The sequence below is a fragment of the Nocardia sp. NBC_01329 genome, from assembly GCF_035956715.1.
GTDB lineage: Bacteria > Actinomycetota > Actinomycetes > Mycobacteriales > Mycobacteriaceae > Nocardia.
The window spans coordinates 921,198-938,388 of record NZ_CP108381.1; the positions used below are offsets into that span (position 1 = coordinate 921,198).

Sequence of the window (17,191 nt, forward strand, 5' to 3'; positions counted from 1 at the left end):
GCTCCGCGGCACCTTCTCCGCCAGTACGTGCCCGCCCAGTTTCAGCACCCCCGGGAGCACACCCTCCGACCGACCGTTTATAGCTGTCGCATCCATCCCATCGCCCTTCCCGGCTCGTGACGCCGCACAACCGCCCGGCGGATGGCAAGTATGGGTCAGTGAGAGCCGCCGCCGCATCGGTCGGCCACCCCGGGCGGTCGACTCGAACAATATTGTTCACCTGCGGGTATTCGTCGCTTTCGGTGCTGTGACGACCTTGTGAAATGGCGCCGTTCGCCCCGCGTGCGGCGCGGTCCCGCCCACCTGCCGCGTCAGCCCTGTGCCGACCAGCGGTGTCTGGCCCGCCGCAGCGTGCCCGGATCGGAATAGCCGATCCGCCGAGCCAGCGCAGTCTGCGTATCGTCCGGACTGAGCCGGACCCGCCGCTCGAGTAGCACCGCGCGGGCTCGGTCGAGTTCGCGCGTCCAGGTGGTGCCCTCATCGGTCAGCCGCCGCTGCAGACTGCGCCGGCTCGTCGCCAGATGCCGCGCGACCCGGTCGATGGTCACCCGCCCGTCACCCAGCAGCAGGGTGAGCGCCTGATGCACCTGCCCCGCCCAGGTGACCTCGAGTCGCGGCGGTGGCGGCAGGGCCGCCGTGTACCGGCGGAGGATATCGGCGAGTACCGGATCAGCGGTACGCAGCGGCAGCGTGAGATCGGACGCGCGGAAGGTGATCTGATCGGTCGGGGCACCGAAATCGACCTGCCGGGTCCCGAACATCTCGACGAACCGGTCGTGCCGTCGCGGTGGGGGCTGCCGGAAGCGGATCCGGATCGGATGCACATTCCGCCCGGTCGCATTGCGCGCCCGGGTCACCACCGCCGCCAGGGCGAATTGGACGGCCAGTTGCCGGCCCCGGCCGAGCCCGCTCAGCAATCGGATATTCGCGTTCGCTTCATCCTCGGAGTCGCCGAGCACCGCGAAACCCACATTGGTGGTGATCAGGCCGGCGTATTCCTCGGAGCGGGCCAGGCCTTCACCCAGTGTGGGCGCGGTGCTGAACAGATAGTCGTGCACGCCGAAATGACCCAGGGTGTTCCTCGCGCCGACACGCAGCGCGATATCGGGTTCGGCCAGTTCGTATTCGAGCGATTCCCACAACCGCAGCTGATAATTGCTGGACACCATGGTGTCCGCGGTGTTCAGCACCCACTCCGGCAGTCCCGCCGCGCGGGCGAGCTGACGCCGCACCGCCGGACTCACGCCGGTCCGGTCCAGTATGAAGTTCGGGAACGAGACGCTCTCCACCGTATCCAATTGCGAATACACCTAACCAGCACGAATTCTCACCGGAATGCCCGGAGCGCATCGACCATAACCTGATCCAGAGGCGGGCACCGGAGCTGGAAATGCCGGTCCCGCCGTCGAACTCGGTATCAGCGCGGCGTGCCGGAGACATAGGCGCGTTTCGCCCGCCGACAGGCACCGTTCGTCGTGCCCCGGCAGGTGATGCCCCGGTGTCGAGCCGCGTCTGTTCGCATCCGGCGAAATTCCGCCGAGGCGGCCACCTGACCATTACCGAGTGCGGGCCGGATGGGCGCCCATGCGAGGATGAACCCACACGACGGAGAGATCGGCCGTGATCACGGGCCAGGTAGTAGGAGAACACCGCTCCCGCGCTTCGACGCGGGAACGACCTGTCCTGACCTGCTGCTGATCAGCGCGTAGACCTGTCGTATTCCCGAATCGGAGCATCGCCGAGCCGGATGCCCTCGACCTCGCAGGAGTACACATGTCCACCATCAGCTGGACCGAGAACGATGAAACTCGCTCCGCCCGCTGGTATTCCGAGAACGCCGCGCCCCCGCCGGAACAGGTGGTCGTCGTCGACGATCGGATCTCCGCGCAGTCCGCATACCGCATGGGCCGTGCCGGGACGGGTCTGCTGTACCGAGGAGATTTCCACAACGCCCGTCAGCTCATGAGCGCTCTGGATCGACGGCTGCGCCGCGACGCCCGTGGCGGTGGTGGAGGTGGTGGTGGTGGTGACGCCGCGGCGCTCTTCCACAGCCATCGCGCGGCGCGGGCCCGACGTGCCGAACTGCTCGGACGGCTGCTCGTCGTGCTCGAGCCCGACCACTCCCTGCGGTTGCGCCGAGCGCCCGACGTGCGGGACGCGTGCGGCCATGCCTACGGCCCCCCGGCCGCCGATGACACCGGGCCGACCTGCGTATCGCTGCCCGAGGTCCTCGGCGTCCTCAGCGCCTATCAGTGGCATCTGAAAGGTGTCGACATTCCCGCGCTGCGGACGAGTGTCCACCCCGCCTACGGAGTCTTCTCGCCGGTCCGCGGCGAATACATCGATCTCGTCGCCGACGCGCCACTACCGCCGAGCGCGCCGCGGCCGGTCGTATTCGATCTCGGCACCGGCACCGGGGTACTCGCCGCCGTACTGGCCCGGCGCGGCGCGCGACATGTGGTGGCCACCGATATCAACCCCCGCGCGGTGGTGTGTGCCCGCGCCAACCTGCGCCGTCTGGGCCTGGCCGATCGCACGCGCGTCGACGAAACCGATCTGTGGCCCTCCGGTCGCGCCGACCTGGTCGTATGCAATCCGCCTTGGCTGCCCGCGCGTCCCACCTCGGACCTCGAGCTCGGTATCTACGATCCCGGTTCCGCTATGCTCCGCCGCTTCCTGGACGGCCTCACCGCGCACCTCACCCCGGTCGGCGAGGGCTGGCTGATCCTGTCCGACCTCGCCGAACACCTCGGCCTGCGGACCCGCGCCGAACTGCTCGCCGCCGTCGCCGACGCCGGACTGCGGGTCCTCGCCCGATACGACACCTCCCCACGACATCCCCGCGCCGCGGACAGTTCCGATCCGCTCCACATCGCCCGAGCCCGGGAAGTCACCTCGCTGTGGCGGCTGGTACCCGATTCGTCCCCCGCCGAGATCTGACTCAGCGGCGCAACCCCCGCAGCTTGGCACCTCGACAGTCCGAGCGCGCGCATACCGAACCCGACTACCGCTATCGCTGGGCAAATATATACGAGTCGATGCGCACCGTCGGTCGCCCCCAGGTCGCCGAACCCACTGTTTTCGCACTTCGGAAAGGTTGAATACCCAACTCGGGTTGGACACGAATCAGTGTCGGAGGAGCCGCCGCTACCTGTGCGTATGACATCCTTGGAGATCGATATGCCGTGATCAGCACCGAACAGGCAACCGAGTCACACAGCGTTCGCTAGGAGGCGTGATGACCGCAGGTGGATTCGACCCCGCATTCAGCCCCACCACCAGTATCAAACCGGCAGGCTTGGGCAAACGCGCGGTGGCCAGGTTCGTCGACTGGATCATCGCCGGCATCATCGGCGCCCTCTTCTTCTGGCTCCTCGGCTCGGTCTGGGACACTCCCGACTGGGTCTCGGTACTCCCGGGCGCCGCCTTCGGCTGGCTCTACTTCGTCGTCTTCGAGGTGTCCTCGGGCTCGACCCCGGGTAAGAAACTGCTCTCGCTGCACGTCAACGGGTCGGGTGCGGCACCGAAACCCAGCCTCAAGGACTCCGCGATCCGCAACGCCTACATGCTGCTGAACCTGATTCCGTGGGTGGGCGGCTTGCTGTGGTTCATCGCGGCGATCGCCATCGCGTTCACGATCAGCTCGAGCCCGACGAAGCAGGGTTGGCACGACAACGCGGCAGGTGGGACTCAGGTCATCGACACGTAGACCTGGTCACTGCGCTGAACAAAGATCGGCGGTGCCCTGCGCACCGCCGATCTTTGATTGTGGGCAGCCGCCGGATCGGCCGTCCATCGCCTTGCTCAGGGCAGGGGCACACCACCACCGGCAGCTGCGGCATTCAACTACCGGAAGAGATCACCCGGAGGAACGCATCCCACTCGGCCGGGGCGAACACGAGCGCGGGACCAGCGGGGTTCTTCGAATCACGAACACCGACCACGTCTGCAAGATGCGCGACCTCCACGCAGTCGCCGCCCGCTTGGCTGTAGCTGCTCTTGAACCAGTCCGCTCCGAATAAACCCCTGCTCACGCGACATGCTCCTCTGCGATTACTTGCATCAGACTCCGGGTGTCGTCCTCTTCCAACGTTACCGCTCGGATACTCGCCACCGCCTCCCTGTGGCGGATGATCGTTTCGTCGTCTTCGAGGAACAGTGCACCGGTGAATCCCTCCACGAAGGCGACCGGGGGCTCTGGCGGGTGACCAGCACGGAGAGATGGAAATTCGAACAGCGTGAAGGATTGAACCACCAGGCCGAAGTGTGGGCCTGCGTCGAACGGGATCACTCGAAGTGAAACATTCGGCAGCTCGGACACGCACATGAGATGTTGTAGCTGCTCCCTCATGACTTCCGGCCCGCCGACCTGGTGCCGCAAGACCGCCTCTGAGACCGCCACGTTCAGCGAAAAGTCCGGTACCTCATGGAGCCGACGTTGCCGACGAGCGGTGAGCTCCAACTGGCGTTCCACATCGACGGTCGCCATAGTCGGGTTGGTCATCGTCACAATCCATCGCCGATAGGAGGGTGATTGGAGTAATCCGGGTAGCAACGTCAACTGGAATGCGGTCAGCTGGGAACACGCCTGCTCGAGACTCATGAAATGGTCGAAGTGCGGGTTCACCACATCGGCGTAGGTGCGCCACCATCCGCGCGACGGATCGCCCTTCGCCACCTTCACCTCTTGTACGAGGCCCAGCACTTCATCTCTCACCTCGTCGCCTGCCCCGTAGAACTCCAGTAGGTCCCGGAACTGCGCGGTACTGATTCGAACCGGTTGCCCCTCCTCCAGCCGCCCTATTCCTTGCTTGGACACCTCGATCGCCAAGCCTGCGGCCAACTGACTCTTCTTCGATTGGAATCGAAGTTCGCGAAGCCGCCGACCCAGTGCGCGTCGCGGAAGAGTCGAACCAATAGCCATGCCCACCCTCGCTACTCCGTCGTGGTCCAGTACGGACCTATGTTTTCTGGACCTATCCATACTGGGCGACCGGTGATTTCGCCAGATTGCCCCGAATAGCCTTCTCAGCAAACTCATTTCGGTGTCTACTATATCCACACCGATGACTCGGAAGCTCCAATAGTCTCCGAGTGCAAATACTTTCATCGCCAATTTTCAGGAACCTGCCGGCCACCGAATTGCCGCTGTAGGCGGAAATGCCCATGCCCGGTCATCGAACACATACGCATCTCCGAAAAGGATTCGAATAGATGACGATACGAACGGAAAACCGAATACGGCACCCGCACCGTCCCCGCGCGATCGGCTACTTCCGAAGCGATTTCTCGCCCTGCCGGACCCGCGTCACGGAAGCCATCCGCCGGCTCGCCCGACGGCAGGGGCACACGCTGATCTACATTGTCCGACTCGGCCCCGACTCCGTTCCGGACGCTATCGGCCACGTCCTCGATATCGTCCGCGCCACCAGCACAACGACGTTGATCATCCCCGACCTCGCGCATATCGAAAACCACCCCGGCCGCTTCTGCGACGCCTGCGACCTCATCACGGTGTTCCCGGAACAGCTCTGGATGAAAGTCGGCACGAACCCACAAGGACTAGCGCGTCAACCCATCTGGTTGCCCGAGGTCTGGCACAGCGAACCCGATACCCGGCTGCGCATCGCCGACGCGCACCGCATCATGCAGACCCACCTGACCTGCAATCCCTTGGACTGCCCTCGCAAGGCCGCCGCTTTCGCCCTACTGGTCGAGACGGGCAAACTCGTCCCCGCCACCCGCAGCCCCCGCGAACGCGCCGCCGCCCGCGGTCTCCCTTACCTGCCGGTCGGGTCGACCACCTCGAGCAGGTGCCCAAACGTCGCGATGCTCCAACGACTGCTCACTGGTCTCACCCAGGCGCAGCCATGAGCGCCTTCGCAACCCAATCGCTCGGCGCCGACGTTCGCCTCACAGTGTTCCTTCACGGCCTCCGCCTCGACTACCGAGCCCACCGCACCGCCGCCGAACGCTTCCTCCAGGAGTGGACCGCGCACCACGGCACCCACACCGCTGCCGTACTCCGTGAGGACCCGGCCGGTCTTCCACGTCTCCCGTGTGAAGGGCTCTACCTGTACGGTTGACCCCGAACCTGCCCGAGGCGCTCTGTGTTCCTGCCGATCCCGAACTGCGAATCATCGGCGGGCACCGATCGAGGAACGAATCCGGGCCTTCCTCCGGGCGCCGCGCGGCGGAAGGCCTTCGCCATCGCGACCCACGCGTCACATGACGGGCCGCCGAAGAGTCGTGGAGGTCACGCTTCTCGGTTGAACTCATCGAATCTTTCTGCAAGCCGATCTCTTGCAGGCCTTTCCGCTCGCTTCGAAGGTATCGAAAGTTCACGCCCGTGCATCTCTTGGAGCCCGTGCTTCAGCATGGGTCCGTCCTTCTCCTGCAGCAAACTCTCGTTGATATGCACCTCGTAGTCAGGGGAAATTCCCAAGAAGTTGAGATCGTAAGCTGAATGGTGGATTTTGCAGAGGCTCAGACCATTATCGACATCGGCGCTACCGTGCGGCTTGGTATCCGCGATGATATGGGCCGCATCGAGTAGCGCTCCATGTTTCAGGTTGCATACAGCGCACTCGCTCCTGTATGCGAGTAGTACACGTCCTCGAAACTCGGGCTGATGAAGTCGCTGCTTGATCACTCGTTCTGCGTAGCGTCGTTCCAGTGGTTGAAGGTCGAGCGGGTCCTTGATGGACCGGAGGCTCTCATCCAGCCCAATCAGGAATCTGCGGTTGTCCGGATCATCGCCTATCGCGTATACGGGAAAGATCGGGAGGTACACGCCGGTTTCAATCTTTCGAAGCAAAATCAGTGGTAGTCCCAGTTCGTACGCCCGACGTAGCTTCTTGTTGTCACCTGCAGTCGTGCCCTCTCGGTAAGCATAGGAAAACAAGGATCCGCCGAGTTCTTCGTCCGCGTACTTGCTGTTGGGGTCCGACATGATGGAGAGCGTCGCGACCATATCCCTCGGGTTGCGTATTCCTCGATTGCGGTCGACGAGTTGGTGTTGTTCACCATCGACATAGAAGTCCCAAAGTTGCTGTCGTGTCACGACGGGAGTCTCGCGTACCAGCTCGCTCAGGTGATCGAATATTGCCTGGCGTAGCACGGCTTCAGCGCTGATTTCCACGGACGAAGTCTGCCAGGGTTGCCTTGTCGGCGTCGAGCCTCGGCCGCGAGATCTGCCGAGCAGCAACAGCTTATGTGTGTGGTTCGGGCTGCCGATAGACCCTGGAGCTGTACTGGGGTCAGCATTCCCATCTTCTCGGGCAACCTCGAGCGAGGTGAGAGACGTCTGGGACATTCCGAACCGGTCGATCCGGAGCGAGTGAAGGCTGTTCTGCGCCCGTGGGCCAGCGAGCCTGTCCGGTTCGGCCTTCCGGGGCCGTCGTCGATGATGCGGATGGAGAAGCTCGTCGAATCGTTGGGGGTGACCAGGCTGTCGAAGTCGCAGGTGTCGATTATGGCCGCCGAACTCGATGCCCAGGTCGAAGCGTTCCGCACCGCCCCCCTCGATCAAGGGCCATACACGTTCGTCGCCGCCGACGCTCTCGTGCTGAAAGTCCGGGAGAACGGGCGTGTGGTCAACGTGCATTGCCTGGTCGCGACTGGTGTCAACGCTGAGGGCTACCGCGAGAGCCTCGGGGTTCATGTCACCAGTGGTGAGGACGGTGCCGGCTGGCTGGCGTTTTTCCGTGACCTGGTCGCTCGCGGCCTGACCGGCGTCGGACTCGTGACCTCCGACGCCCACGCCGGTCTCGTCGCGGCGATCGGCGCGACCCTGCCGGGCGTGGCCTAGCAGCGATGCAGGACCCATTAGACGGTCAAATTGATGTCGGCCTGCCCGAAAACTTCGTGGCCCTGGGTGTGGACTCTGCTGCATTCGGTGTTCGACCAAGCCGACCCGGAATCGGTTGCTGCCCAATACGCCCGAATGTTGGATGCTCTGGACGGGAAGTTGCCGAAAGTGGCGCAGCATCTCGACACCGCACGAGCTGATCTGCTGGGATCCGATGCCCGTGCGAACCACGTACAGGATGCCTTCCAACGCGGCCCGGTCATGGCCCTGTGGCGGCTCGGTACCGGAAGCGTCTCTCCCGCACCGGAATCAACGGTTCCAGCCTGGCCCACAACGCGTCGGTCACTACCGCATCACCCACACTGGGATTGTCAAACATGCTGCGGCGCACCGCAAGGCAACCTCAAAGTTCATTCTGAACTGATCTCTGAAGCCGATGCCGGGCAATGGAGAACTTCCTTGGAAGTCGTGGAACCGATCGACCGAGAACAACGTCTGATCTTGTAACGGAACTAGACACGGCCAGAAGCCATGGTCTTGACCGCTAGGTCTGCGTACGAATAGGGGCGCAGACCCGGGGCTGGGGAGCGGAAATCCCCAACCCCGGAGCATCCGTGTTCCCGCACGGTCTGCAACGCACTGAACACCACCGAAGGGTTAGCTACATGAACAACAATCGGCAGATACTCGTCGCGGCAATGATCGTACTCTCCGCGCTTGGCCTCGGGTCCGCTGTCACACCGCAGGCTGCGGCCATGCCCCCTGGGGTAGGCATCATGCACGCGGCACCGCAGCCCGCTCAGCTGTCGCCGGAGGAGCAGGCTGCCGTGGATAACAAGAACGCGGGACGACCCTACGATGTGGGGGACTACAACCGTGCCCAGAAGAAGATCCAGCAGGCAGAGAAGTACGAGGGCGACCGAAACAAGCAGAAGCGCGGTAAGAAGAAGTAGCCGAAGGAGCGAGGAAGAATGACAATTCCGCGGTACACAATCTCTCACTTCTCTCAGTCGAATCCGGCGGGAGACAACCAGGGTGATGTCGTCGCGTTGTTGCGGACAGTGGCCGACTCGATCGAAAGCCTAGGCAACGTGACAGTGCAAGACCTGGTCTTGCACAACGAGATCACCGCCAACGGTCCATGGCCGTCGATCACCGTTTACTACTCGGAAGAACCGAAAGAGTAACTTCGACCTCGAGCCAACCTCGCCGAGATACGTCTCATACCGAGTGACGTGAGTGAGTGTCGATCTTCGGGTGGGGCCGGGGATCTCCCCGGTCCGACCCGGATGGTCTAGAGGGTGTCCTCAAAGCCATATGAGCAGGGTCGCAAGGTCGAGCATTCTTCGGTACGAAGTGACGGACGTATCGGGTGGCGACCGGTCGAGACTGTTCGGGCCGGTTTAACAGCGTTCGACCACGAGTGGCGCCGGTATGCCACAGGATCGAAAATCGATAGACGGTCACCGGCGCTGCCAGAAACGCGATTTCGACTCGGTCGACCACAGCCATTCGTATCCTCCACCCAGGAGGGCGACCAGTACGCGGCCGAGCTGGAGCGTCGCTGTTCAGTAGCCCTTGGTGTCGGTGAGGGAGAGCCGGACCGTACCTACGCCGAAAATTGCCACGCAGACCAATGCGAAATACGCCAGCGATCCGTTCTGCCCACCGAACAGGCTCTCGATGGTCGCCAACTGTCCGACTCCCAGCTCGCCGTTCTTGAACGGCGACAACTGTTGCAGAGTCACACCCAGATCCCCGGGCACGAAGGTTACGAACACCTCCACCCCGAACTTCCACAGCAGCACGATCATGACCACCAACCCCGGCTTCGGGACCAGCGCGGCGACTCCCAAGCCGAGCGCGGTGATCAGCAGCGTGTAGACCGGGACTCCGATCAACAGCTTGACCCCGTCGGCCGAGAACACCTCGACCCTGCCCCAGATCTCGGGGAACAGCTGTGGGAACGCCCACAGGATCAGGAATGTGACCACGAGGGCGGCGAGGGCGGCGATCACACCGAAGACGATCAGTTTGGCGATGGGCAGGATCCAGCGCCGGGTCTGGATGCCGAAAACCGTTTCGACCGTGTTGTCCTTGAATTCCGCGCACAGCGAGGACACCCCGCCCGCCATGAGGATGAAGGCGGAGAAGACGAGGATCCAGTAGGCGGCGTTGTTGGTGTCCATTCCGCCGGCGCCGTTGAGTTTGTTCGCTTCGGTGGCTTTGGCGATACCGAAGTTGAGGCCGATCGGGATGGCGACGGCGAGGGGGACGATGGCGTACCAGACCGAGCTGCGCCAGGAAAGTTTGGCTATTTCGCTGCGGACGGCGCGGACGAGATAGGTGGCGATCATTTCTTCGCACCTCCGGTCGCGACGTATTCGACGCTGTTCTCGGTGATTTCGACGTATGCCGATTCCAAGGGGCGTGGTCCGGACCCTGCCGCCACCAGTTCGTCCTTACTTGTATCGGACAGGACTTCGCCCTTGCCCATGATGACCACGCGGGTGCCGGTGATCTCCACTTCGGTGAGGTTGTGGGAGGCCACCAGTAGGCATTTGCCTTCGGCGGCCAAGCCGAGGAGGAGTTCGCGGAGCCAGATGATGCCTTCGATATCCAGGCCGTTGGCGGGTTCGTCGAGAACCAGGGTCTTCGGGTCGCCCAGGAGCGCGGAGGCGATGCCGAGGCGCTGGAGCATGCCGTAGGAGAATTTGCCGACCGAGCGCTTCGCGACCCGGGTGAGGCCGACTCGATCGAGTACCGGCGCGACTTCCGATTTCGGCAGGCCGCCCAACCTTGCCTGCCACAGCAGATGTTGTTCGGCGGTGTGCCCGGGATTGCGGGCGAAAGCGCCCAGACTGAAACCGATTTCGTTGATCGTGCTGCGGAAATCTCGCAGCCCGCTGCCGTTGACCGAGATCGTGCCGGAGCTGGTGTGAGCCAGGCCGGCGATCATGCGCATCACCGTGGTTTTTCCGGCACCGTTCGGTCCGAGAAGATAGGTTATCGAGCCCGGCCCGGCCTCGAAGGTGACGTTGTCGACGGCGAGTTTCGCACCGAAGCGTTTGGAAACGCCACGAACGCTGATCATATGAATTCCTGGGTGACTGGTGCTGAAACCTGCTGGAATCGAAGTCTCGGTGGGTTCCGGCTCGAGATGGCGCGCGCCCGGGCGGAGCGGCACCCGGATCCGATGATTTCGGGGCGCCGCTCCGGCAGGTGTGCGGGGGCTCAGTAGCCGAAGGAGGGGTTACCCTGGCATTGGAGTCCCTGGCAGATGGACTTCCAGTCGAATTTCCACAGACCGCCTTCGCGGATGTAGTGGTAGAGCGTGCTCTGCGCGGGGAAGCCCGCCATCAGACCCTCGACGGTGACCGTCATGGTGTTACCGGAAACGTTCACGGGGCCGATGGCACGACCCTGGATGGAGAAGAAATCCATGGTCTTGCTGGACTCCATGACCCGCTCGAGGGCGGGGCGGGCCGAGGGGCCGTTGTAGCTCACTTCGACCTTCGGGTCCATGCCGATATTCGGGTTCCAGAACGCGGCGAATTGCCTTTCGATCTGCGCCAGGGTCGGTACGTTGTCGCCGACGTAGAGATCCGATGCCTGGGAGGCCCGGATGGAGAAATCGGCCGACGCGGGTTGCGCCAGTCCGAATCCCATGAGTGCGGTGAGAATACAGACAGCGGCGATTCTGATGAATCTGGACATGACGGCCCCTTCTGAGACAAACCTGCGAACCGATGCGCCGGAGGCGGTGTTCGCGGTATCGCGTACCTCGTCCGCCGGCACTGCCCGGGTGGGTGAACGCAGCGCGGAATCCACTCGGATAAAGCGAAACGCTAGCGGCGGACTTTAGGTTAGTCAATCCTAAGTTTGGGAGAGGTTGCCCGCGCCACGGTCGCATGTCCGAGAGCGGGCGGACAGTGCGACAGGCCGGACGGCGGGCCTTCCCGGGTCGATCGGTGTCAGCGACCGGCATCCAGGTAGTTGCGCCACCCTCCGTGTTCGGTGATATCGGTCGCGTCGCGGGCGGATTCGTAATCGCAGGCGAAGCCGGTGACCCACTGTCCGGAATCCAATTCGACCTTCCCGAGCGTCATCGGGGCCGGCAGAGTGCTCAGGAACGTCCCGAGCGCGGCGGGGGAGAGCCGATACAGCTCGCCGGGCAGCGAACTGCCGGAACCGGTACCCACGCGGAGCATGCCCGGTTTCGGTGGGGTGGCGGGCAGAGCGACCATGCGATACGCGGTGGATGTGGCGACCTCGCCCAGGAATCGGGCTTCGGCCTGCTCCAATTGATGGTGTAGCGGGAGACCGCGAAGATGGGCGCCGACGACCAGAAGGTCGGTGCCGGTATCGGTGAGCAGCGGTGCGGGCGTGTCCAGCAGCCGGGCGGCCAGGTCGATACCGATCTGGTCGGCGAATGCGGGGGTCACCAGCGTGACGCCGAAGGGGTCGCCGTCGGCGGTCTCCGCGCCCGGTACCGCGACCGCGGCCAGGTCGAGCAGGTTGCAGAAATTCGTGAAGGTGCCCATGCGGGTGTTGATCGCCACCGGTTCGGCTCCGACGGCGGCCAGGGTCGGATGCTCGGTCGTGGTGGGGAGCAGCAGGGCGGGATACTCGTCGAACAGCCGGCGCGCGGCCGCCCTCGCGTGGGCGAGGCGGCCGAGATCGGTGACGTATTCGTGGGCGGCCGGGCGGGCAGCGCCCGCGACGATCTTCGCGACCACCGGATCGGCGCCTTCGGGCGCACCGCTGAGGAATTCACCCATCGCGGCATAACGCTGCGCCACGACGGCACCGTCGTAGAGGAGCTTCGCGGCATCGAGCAGTTCGCCGATATCCACTGTCACCACCTCGCCGCCGCCTGCCATCCAGCGCGCGACCGTCGCGTCGAAGGCGGCGCGGTAGGCGGGGGTGAGGGCGGTCAAGTTGTGGTCGGCGGGTATCGCGAGTGTGGCGCGGGCCGGGGCGCCCAGGGGAGTGTCGGCCGGCCAGGGACGGGAACGGGGGTCGGCGGGATCGGGGCCGATCATGGCCGCGGTCACCGCGCCGGCGAGGGTGAGATCGCGGGCGAAAACGGTGACCACGTCGTAGTCGGGGCAGGCGGGGACGACACCGGTGGTGGGAACGAGTCCGAGGGTCGGTTTGATCCCGATGATGCTGTTGAGCGCGGCCGGAACCCGGCCGGAGCCCGCGGTATCGGTGCCCAGCGCGGCGTCGACCATGCCGAGCGCGACCGCCACCGCCGAACCGGAGCTGCTGCCACCGGACACCCGGTCGGGGAACAACGCGTTGCGGACCGCGCCGTAGGGGCTGCGGGTGCCGACGAGGCCGGTGGCGAACTGGTCGAGATTGGTTTTGCCGAGCACCAGAGCGCCCTGCTCGAGCAGGCGCGCCACAGCGGGAGCAGTGCGCTCCGGCGTTCTCTCGAAGCCGGGGCAGGCGCAGGTGGTGGGGATACCGGCGATATCGATATTGTCCTTGACGGCGAGGAGCAACCCCGCGAGCGGCAACCGCTCACCCCGGGCGAGCCGGTCCTCGAGCGCGGCGGCCTCGGCCAGGACCTCGGCCTCGGCACGCAGGGTGATCCAGATTTCGGGCCGGTCGTGTTCGCGGATGGTCCGGTAGGCGCCGGCCACCTTCTCGGTAGGGGCGACCGAGGCCGGGGCCGCCGGGTCCACCAGCGGTAGTTGTTCCATTGTCATGCCGCTCCTTCGGTTTCGATGGCGACCAGGGGGGCGCCGGTGGTGACTTGATCGCCTGCCCCGACGGTGATGGTGTGCACGGTGCCGGAGACCTCCGCGACCACCGGCAGCTCCATCTTCATCGCCTCGAGGACGAGCAGTGTGGTGCCGGCCTCGACGTGCTCGCCCGTGGTGACCTCCACGCGCCAGACATTGGCCATCATGGGTGCCGCGACCAGATAGGCGCCCTCGGGCAGGGCGAGGTCTTCGACGGGTTCGGGTTCGGCGGTGCGATCGGCCTGGGCGTCGAGTTCGCCGCTCGCCTCCCAGCGCTGCCGTTCGGCGCCGAACGCGGCCTGCCGGTGCTCTTCGGTGGCGGCGATATCGGCGGAGTTCTCGTTCAGGAACGCGAGATGTTCGGCCATGGCGAATTCCCCTGCGCTCGTGCGCATCTCGAAACGGCCGGCCGCCATTTCGGCACGCAGTTCGAGCAGTTCATCGGCCGCGACCGGATACCAGCTGATGCGGTCGAAGAAGCGGAACAGCCACGGTTTACCGGATTCGAACGGCGCGCGCTGCCGGTAACCCGACCAGATCGGGACAGTGCGGCCGACGAGCTGATAGCCGCCGGGAGATTCCATACCGTAGACACAGAGGTACTTGCCGCCGATACCGACCGCGTCGGAAGGGGTCCAGGTGCGGGCGGGGTTGTATTTGGTGGTCACCAGGCGGTGCCGGGGGTCCAGCGGGACGGCCAGGGGCGCGCCGAGGTAGACGTCGCCGAGGCCGAGCACCATGTACTGGGCGTCGAAGACGATATCGCGTACCTCCTCGACACTGTCCAGGCCGTTGATCCGGCGGATGAACTCGATATTCGACGGCAGCCAGGGCGCTTCGGCGCGGACGCCGCGGCCGTAGCGTTCGATCGCGGCGGCGATCGTCGGGTCGTCGAAGGAGAGCGGCAGTTCGATATGCCGGCTCGGGACGCGCAGGTCGGCGGTATCGGGGATCTCGTCCTCGAGTTCGCCGAGCAGGCGGACCACGGTGCGCTGGTCGATCACATCGGGGTCGAAGTGCAGGTGCAGGGAACGCACACCGGGGGTGATATCGATCAGACCGGGGATGGATGCCTTTTCGAGCCGTTCGCTCAATGCGTGGACCCGCATCCGCAGACCCAGATCGAGCTCCATCGGGCCGTATTCGATCATCACGTTGTCGTCGGCGCCGCGCAGGTATCTGACCTCGGGGGTGCCGGTACCGGCGTCGCGGCGGCCGAGGACTCCGTTGTCTTCTTCCCGGGACCCGAGGAGTTCGGGGGTGGGCAGGCCGCGGCCGCGCAGGGCGGGTGAAGAACGGAACGCGCCGGTTCGCTCGTCGGCGATCGGGACGAAACGCACCCGGTCGCCCGGGCGCATCTGGCCGAGTTTCCAGCGGTGCGCGGATATCACGGTCAGCGGGCACGCGAAACCGCCCAGGCTGGGACCGTCGGGACCCAGCAGGATCGGGGTGTCGCCGGAGAGGTTGAGGGCGCCGACGCTGTAGGGGCAGTCGTGCAGGTTGGAGGGGTGCAGGCCGGCATCGCCGCCGTCGGTGCGCGACCAAGCCGGTTTGGGGCCGGCCAGCCGCAGGCCGGTGCGGTTGGCGTGCGCCTGCACCTGCCAGGTGGCGTCGTAGAACTGGGCGATATCGGCGGAAGTGAAGTAATCGGGGGCGGGCTGGGGGCCCTCGCCGACGCCTACGTACCAGGTGTGGCCGAACTCCGGACGTTCCCCGGCCGGGATCGGCGCGGGCTCGAGGAGACCGCCGGCGTCGGGTTTGATGCCGAGGATATCGCCGCTCGAGACTGCCCGGCCGGTGATACCGCCGAACCCGCCGAGAGTGAAAGTGGCGGCGCTGCCGTGATAGTCGGGGGCGAGGATGCCGCCCCGGATCGCGAGGTAGGTACGCAGGCCGGTGTCGCGGGGGGCGCCGATATCGAGGACCGAACCGGCGGGGACGGTGACCGGTTCCCACATCGGGACCGGTTCGCCGTCCACGGTGACCGGGGCTTCGGCGCCGGTCACGCACAGGACAGTGGTGTCGGTGACCCGGATCCGCGGACCCAGCAGGGTGGCCTCGAGCCCGTTCTCGCCCAGGGAATTACCGACAGCGTGATTGGCGAGCTGGAAGGACAGATCGTCGAATGCGCCCGACGGCGGGATCCCGACATTCCAGAGACCCAGGCGGCCCGGGAAATCCTGGATGGTGGTGGAGACGCCGGCGCGCAGGATCTCCAGGCGGGGGCGGATGGTGGCCAGGCTGCCGAGGGTCGCGGTGGTGTGCCGGGCATCGAGCATGGGGGAACTGGTGGCGGCGGCCCGGAGCTGGGGCAGGTTGGTGGTGATACCGAACATGCGGGTCTCGTCGAGCGCTGCGCGCAGCCGGTGCAGGGCTTCGGGACGGCTCTCCCCGGAGGTGATGATCTTGGCGATCAGTGGGTCGTAGAAGGGGCTGATCTCGGTACCGGTCTCGACCCAGGTCTCCACGCGTGCGGGCGCGGCGGGGATCTCGACACCGGTCAGGGTGCCGGCGCCGGGGCGGTAGTCGTTACCGGGATCCTCGGCGTAGACGCGGGCCTCCACGGCGTAGCCGGTGATCGGCGGGCCGGCGTCGGGGATCGCATCGAGGAACGCGGAATCCCCGCCCGCCAGGCGCAGCATCCACTCCACCAGATCGATCCCGGTCACGGCTTCGGTCACCGGGTGCTCGACCTGGAGCCGGGTGTTGACTTCGAGGAACGATGCCTCGCCGCGGTCGACGTCGTAGATGAACTCGACCGTGCCGGCCGAGCGGTAGCCGGCATCGCCGAGCAGTTTCCGGCTCGACTCGAGGAGCCGTTCGCTCACGGTGTAGGGGAGGCCGGGGGCGGGCGCCTCCTCGATGACCTTCTGATTGCGCCGCTGCAGGCTGCAATCGCGGGTGCCCAGTGATACGGCCCGACCGTGACCGTCACCGAAGATCTGCACCTCCACATGGCGGGCCCGGGCGACGAAACGCTCCAGATATACCGAGGAGGATCCGAAGTTCTTCTGCGCCAGCCGGATCACTCGTCGATAGGCCTCGGTGAGCTCGCCGGGACCCGCGCAGGCGGCCATTCCGATACCGCCGCCGCCCCCGGCGGCCTTGAGCATCACCGGGTATCCGATGCGCTCGGCTTCTGCCAGGGCCTCGTCGAGTCCGGTGAGCAGCCCGCTACCGGCGACCAGTGGAACACCGGCCTCCGCCGCTGCCTCGCGGGCGCTGTGTTTGTCGCCGAAGAGCCGCAAGTGCTCGGCGGCCGGGCCGACGAACGCGATCCCGGCGGCCTCCACCTCGGTGGCGAAATCGGCGTTCTCGGAGAGGAATCCGTAGCCGGGATGGATGGCTGTCGCGCCGGCGGACAGTGCCGCTTCGATCACCGCGTCCGCCCGCAGGTAGGAGTCGGCGGCCGGGGCAGGGCCGAGCCGGACCGCGCGATCGGCCGCCCGTACATGTCGCGAACCCTCGTCGGCATCGGAGAACACCGCGACCGTCTCGATTCCCAGCCGCCGGGCGGTACGCAGGATGCGGCAAGCGATCTCACCGCGGTTGGCGATCAGCAGGCATGCGGGCAAGGGTGTATGCAACGGCGTATACAACTGCGGGGCGGTCTCGGTCACGGTCGGTC

General features: G+C 65.4%; 14 protein-coding genes and 1 pseudogene. 6 read left to right on the plus strand and 9 right to left on the minus strand.

Features of this window, described 5'->3' with window-relative positions:
* Nucleotides 1-311: 311 nt before the first annotated feature.
* Entirely contained in the window at nucleotides 312-1,310 is a 999-nt protein-coding gene (locus OG405_RS04315; protein WP_327150345.1) for an AraC family transcriptional regulator, read from the minus strand.
* A 463-nt stretch (nucleotides 1,311-1,773) separates the two neighbouring features.
* Here OG405_RS04315 and OG405_RS04320 point away from each other — a divergent pair, with 463 nt between their 5' ends.
* The gene (locus tag OG405_RS04320; RefSeq protein WP_327150346.1) at nucleotides 1,774-2,940 is read left to right on the plus strand and encodes a class I SAM-dependent methyltransferase; all 1,167 of its coding nucleotides are present in this window, start codon (nucleotides 1,774-1,776) and stop codon (nucleotides 2,938-2,940) included.
* A gap of 298 nt (nucleotides 2,941-3,238) precedes the next feature.
* Nucleotides 3,239-3,709 carry an RDD family protein gene (locus tag OG405_RS04325; protein ID WP_327150347.1) on the plus strand — a complete coding sequence of 157 codons (471 nt, stop codon included), beginning with the start codon at nucleotides 3,239-3,241 and terminating at the stop codon, nucleotides 3,707-3,709.
* Between the two features lie 133 nt (nucleotides 3,710-3,842).
* Here OG405_RS04325 and OG405_RS04330 read toward each other — a convergent pair whose 3' ends face one another.
* Both OG405_RS04330 and OG405_RS04335 read right to left on the minus strand, forming a co-directional pair.
* Nucleotides 3,843-4,034, minus strand: a complete 192-nt coding sequence (locus OG405_RS04330; protein ID WP_327150348.1) for a DUF397 domain-containing protein — start codon at nucleotides 4,032-4,034, stop codon at nucleotides 3,843-3,845.
* Nucleotides 4,031-4,843: a helix-turn-helix domain-containing protein gene (locus OG405_RS04335; protein WP_327150349.1), complete on the minus strand. Its 813-nt coding sequence runs from the start codon at nucleotides 4,841-4,843 to the stop codon at nucleotides 4,031-4,033. Before OG405_RS04335 ends, OG405_RS04330 begins: the two co-directional genes overlap by 4 nt.
* A 371-nt stretch (nucleotides 4,844-5,214) precedes the next feature.
* Here OG405_RS04335 and OG405_RS04340 point away from each other — a divergent pair, with 371 nt between their 5' ends.
* Nucleotides 5,215-5,874, plus strand: coding sequence for a hypothetical protein (locus tag OG405_RS04340; RefSeq protein ID WP_327150350.1), 660 nt, complete (start codon nucleotides 5,215-5,217; stop codon nucleotides 5,872-5,874).
* A complete protein-coding gene (locus tag OG405_RS04345) occupies nucleotides 5,871-6,086 on the plus strand; it encodes a hypothetical protein (protein WP_327150351.1) in 216 nt (71 codons plus the stop codon). Before OG405_RS04340 ends, OG405_RS04345 begins: the two co-directional genes overlap by 4 nt.
* A gap of 170 nt (nucleotides 6,087-6,256) precedes the next feature.
* Here the strand turns inward: OG405_RS04345 and OG405_RS04350 are convergent, their stop codons facing one another.
* Complete coding sequence (locus OG405_RS04350) at nucleotides 6,257-7,141, minus strand: HNH endonuclease (RefSeq protein WP_327150352.1); 885 nt, start codon at nucleotides 7,139-7,141, stop codon at nucleotides 6,257-6,259.
* Nucleotides 7,142-7,402: 261 nt separating this feature from the next.
* Between OG405_RS04350 and OG405_RS04355 the strand changes: the two are divergent.
* Nucleotides 7,403-8,317 (plus strand): annotated as a pseudogene (locus tag OG405_RS04355) (IS256 family transposase); the annotation flags it as partial.
* A gap of 248 nt (nucleotides 8,318-8,565) precedes the next feature.
* Nucleotides 8,566-8,763, plus strand: a complete 198-nt coding sequence (locus tag OG405_RS04360) for a hypothetical protein (RefSeq protein WP_327150353.1) — start codon at nucleotides 8,566-8,568, stop codon at nucleotides 8,761-8,763.
* A 615-nt stretch (nucleotides 8,764-9,378) separates the two neighbouring features.
* Here OG405_RS04360 and OG405_RS04365 read toward each other — a convergent pair.
* The 5 genes from OG405_RS04365 to uca form a co-directional block, all read right to left on the minus strand.
* Nucleotides 9,379-10,167 (minus strand): ABC transporter permease, encoded by a 789-nt coding sequence (locus OG405_RS04365; RefSeq protein WP_327150354.1) that lies wholly within the window; start codon nucleotides 10,165-10,167, stop codon nucleotides 9,379-9,381.
* Nucleotides 10,164-10,904, minus strand: a complete 741-nt coding sequence (locus tag OG405_RS04370; RefSeq protein ID WP_327150355.1) for an ABC transporter ATP-binding protein — start codon at nucleotides 10,902-10,904, stop codon at nucleotides 10,164-10,166. The genes OG405_RS04365 and OG405_RS04370 overlap by 4 nt, the downstream gene beginning before the upstream one ends.
* 140 nt (nucleotides 10,905-11,044) lie before the next feature.
* Complete coding sequence (locus OG405_RS04375; protein ID WP_327150356.1) at nucleotides 11,045-11,527, minus strand: hypothetical protein; 483 nt, start codon at nucleotides 11,525-11,527, stop codon at nucleotides 11,045-11,047.
* Nucleotides 11,528-11,784: 257 nt separating this feature from the next.
* Complete coding sequence (atzF, locus tag OG405_RS04380; RefSeq protein WP_442790721.1) at nucleotides 11,785-13,521, minus strand: allophanate hydrolase; 1,737 nt, start codon at nucleotides 13,519-13,521, stop codon at nucleotides 11,785-11,787.
* A 2-nt stretch (nucleotides 13,522-13,523) separates the two neighbouring features.
* Nucleotides 13,524-17,183 carry an urea carboxylase gene (uca, locus tag OG405_RS04385; RefSeq protein ID WP_327150358.1) on the minus strand — a complete coding sequence of 1,220 codons (3,660 nt, stop codon included), beginning with the start codon at nucleotides 17,181-17,183 and terminating at the stop codon, nucleotides 13,524-13,526.
* Between the last annotated feature and the right edge of the window lie 8 nt (nucleotides 17,184-17,191).

Bases quoted from the DNA above. Each gene is read 5' to 3' on its own strand.
- OG405_RS04320 (WP_327150346.1), top strand. From the start codon at position 1,774: ATGTCCACCATCAGCTGGACCGAGAACGATGAAACTCGCTCCGCCCGC.
- OG405_RS04325 (WP_327150347.1), top strand. From the start codon at position 3,239: ATGACCGCAGGTGGATTCGACCCCGCATTCAGCCCCACCACCAGTATC.
- OG405_RS04340 (WP_327150350.1), top strand. From the start codon at position 5,215: ATGACGATACGAACGGAAAACCGAATACGGCACCCGCACCGTCCCCGC.
- OG405_RS04345 (WP_327150351.1), top strand. From the start codon at position 5,871: ATGAGCGCCTTCGCAACCCAATCGCTCGGCGCCGACGTTCGCCTCACA.
- OG405_RS04360 (WP_327150353.1), top strand. From the start codon at position 8,566: ATGCCCCCTGGGGTAGGCATCATGCACGCGGCACCGCAGCCCGCTCAG.
- OG405_RS04365 (WP_327150354.1), bottom strand. From the start codon at position 10,167: ATGATCGCCACCTATCTCGTCCGCGCCGTCCGCAGCGAAATAGCCAAA.
- OG405_RS04370 (WP_327150355.1), bottom strand. From the start codon at position 10,904: ATGATCAGCGTTCGTGGCGTTTCCAAACGCTTCGGTGCGAAACTCGCC.
- OG405_RS04375 (WP_327150356.1), bottom strand. From the start codon at position 11,527: ATGTCCAGATTCATCAGAATCGCCGCTGTCTGTATTCTCACCGCACTC.
- atzF (WP_442790721.1), bottom strand. From the start codon at position 13,521: ATGGAACAACTACCGCTGGTGGACCCGGCGGCCCCGGCCTCGGTCGCC.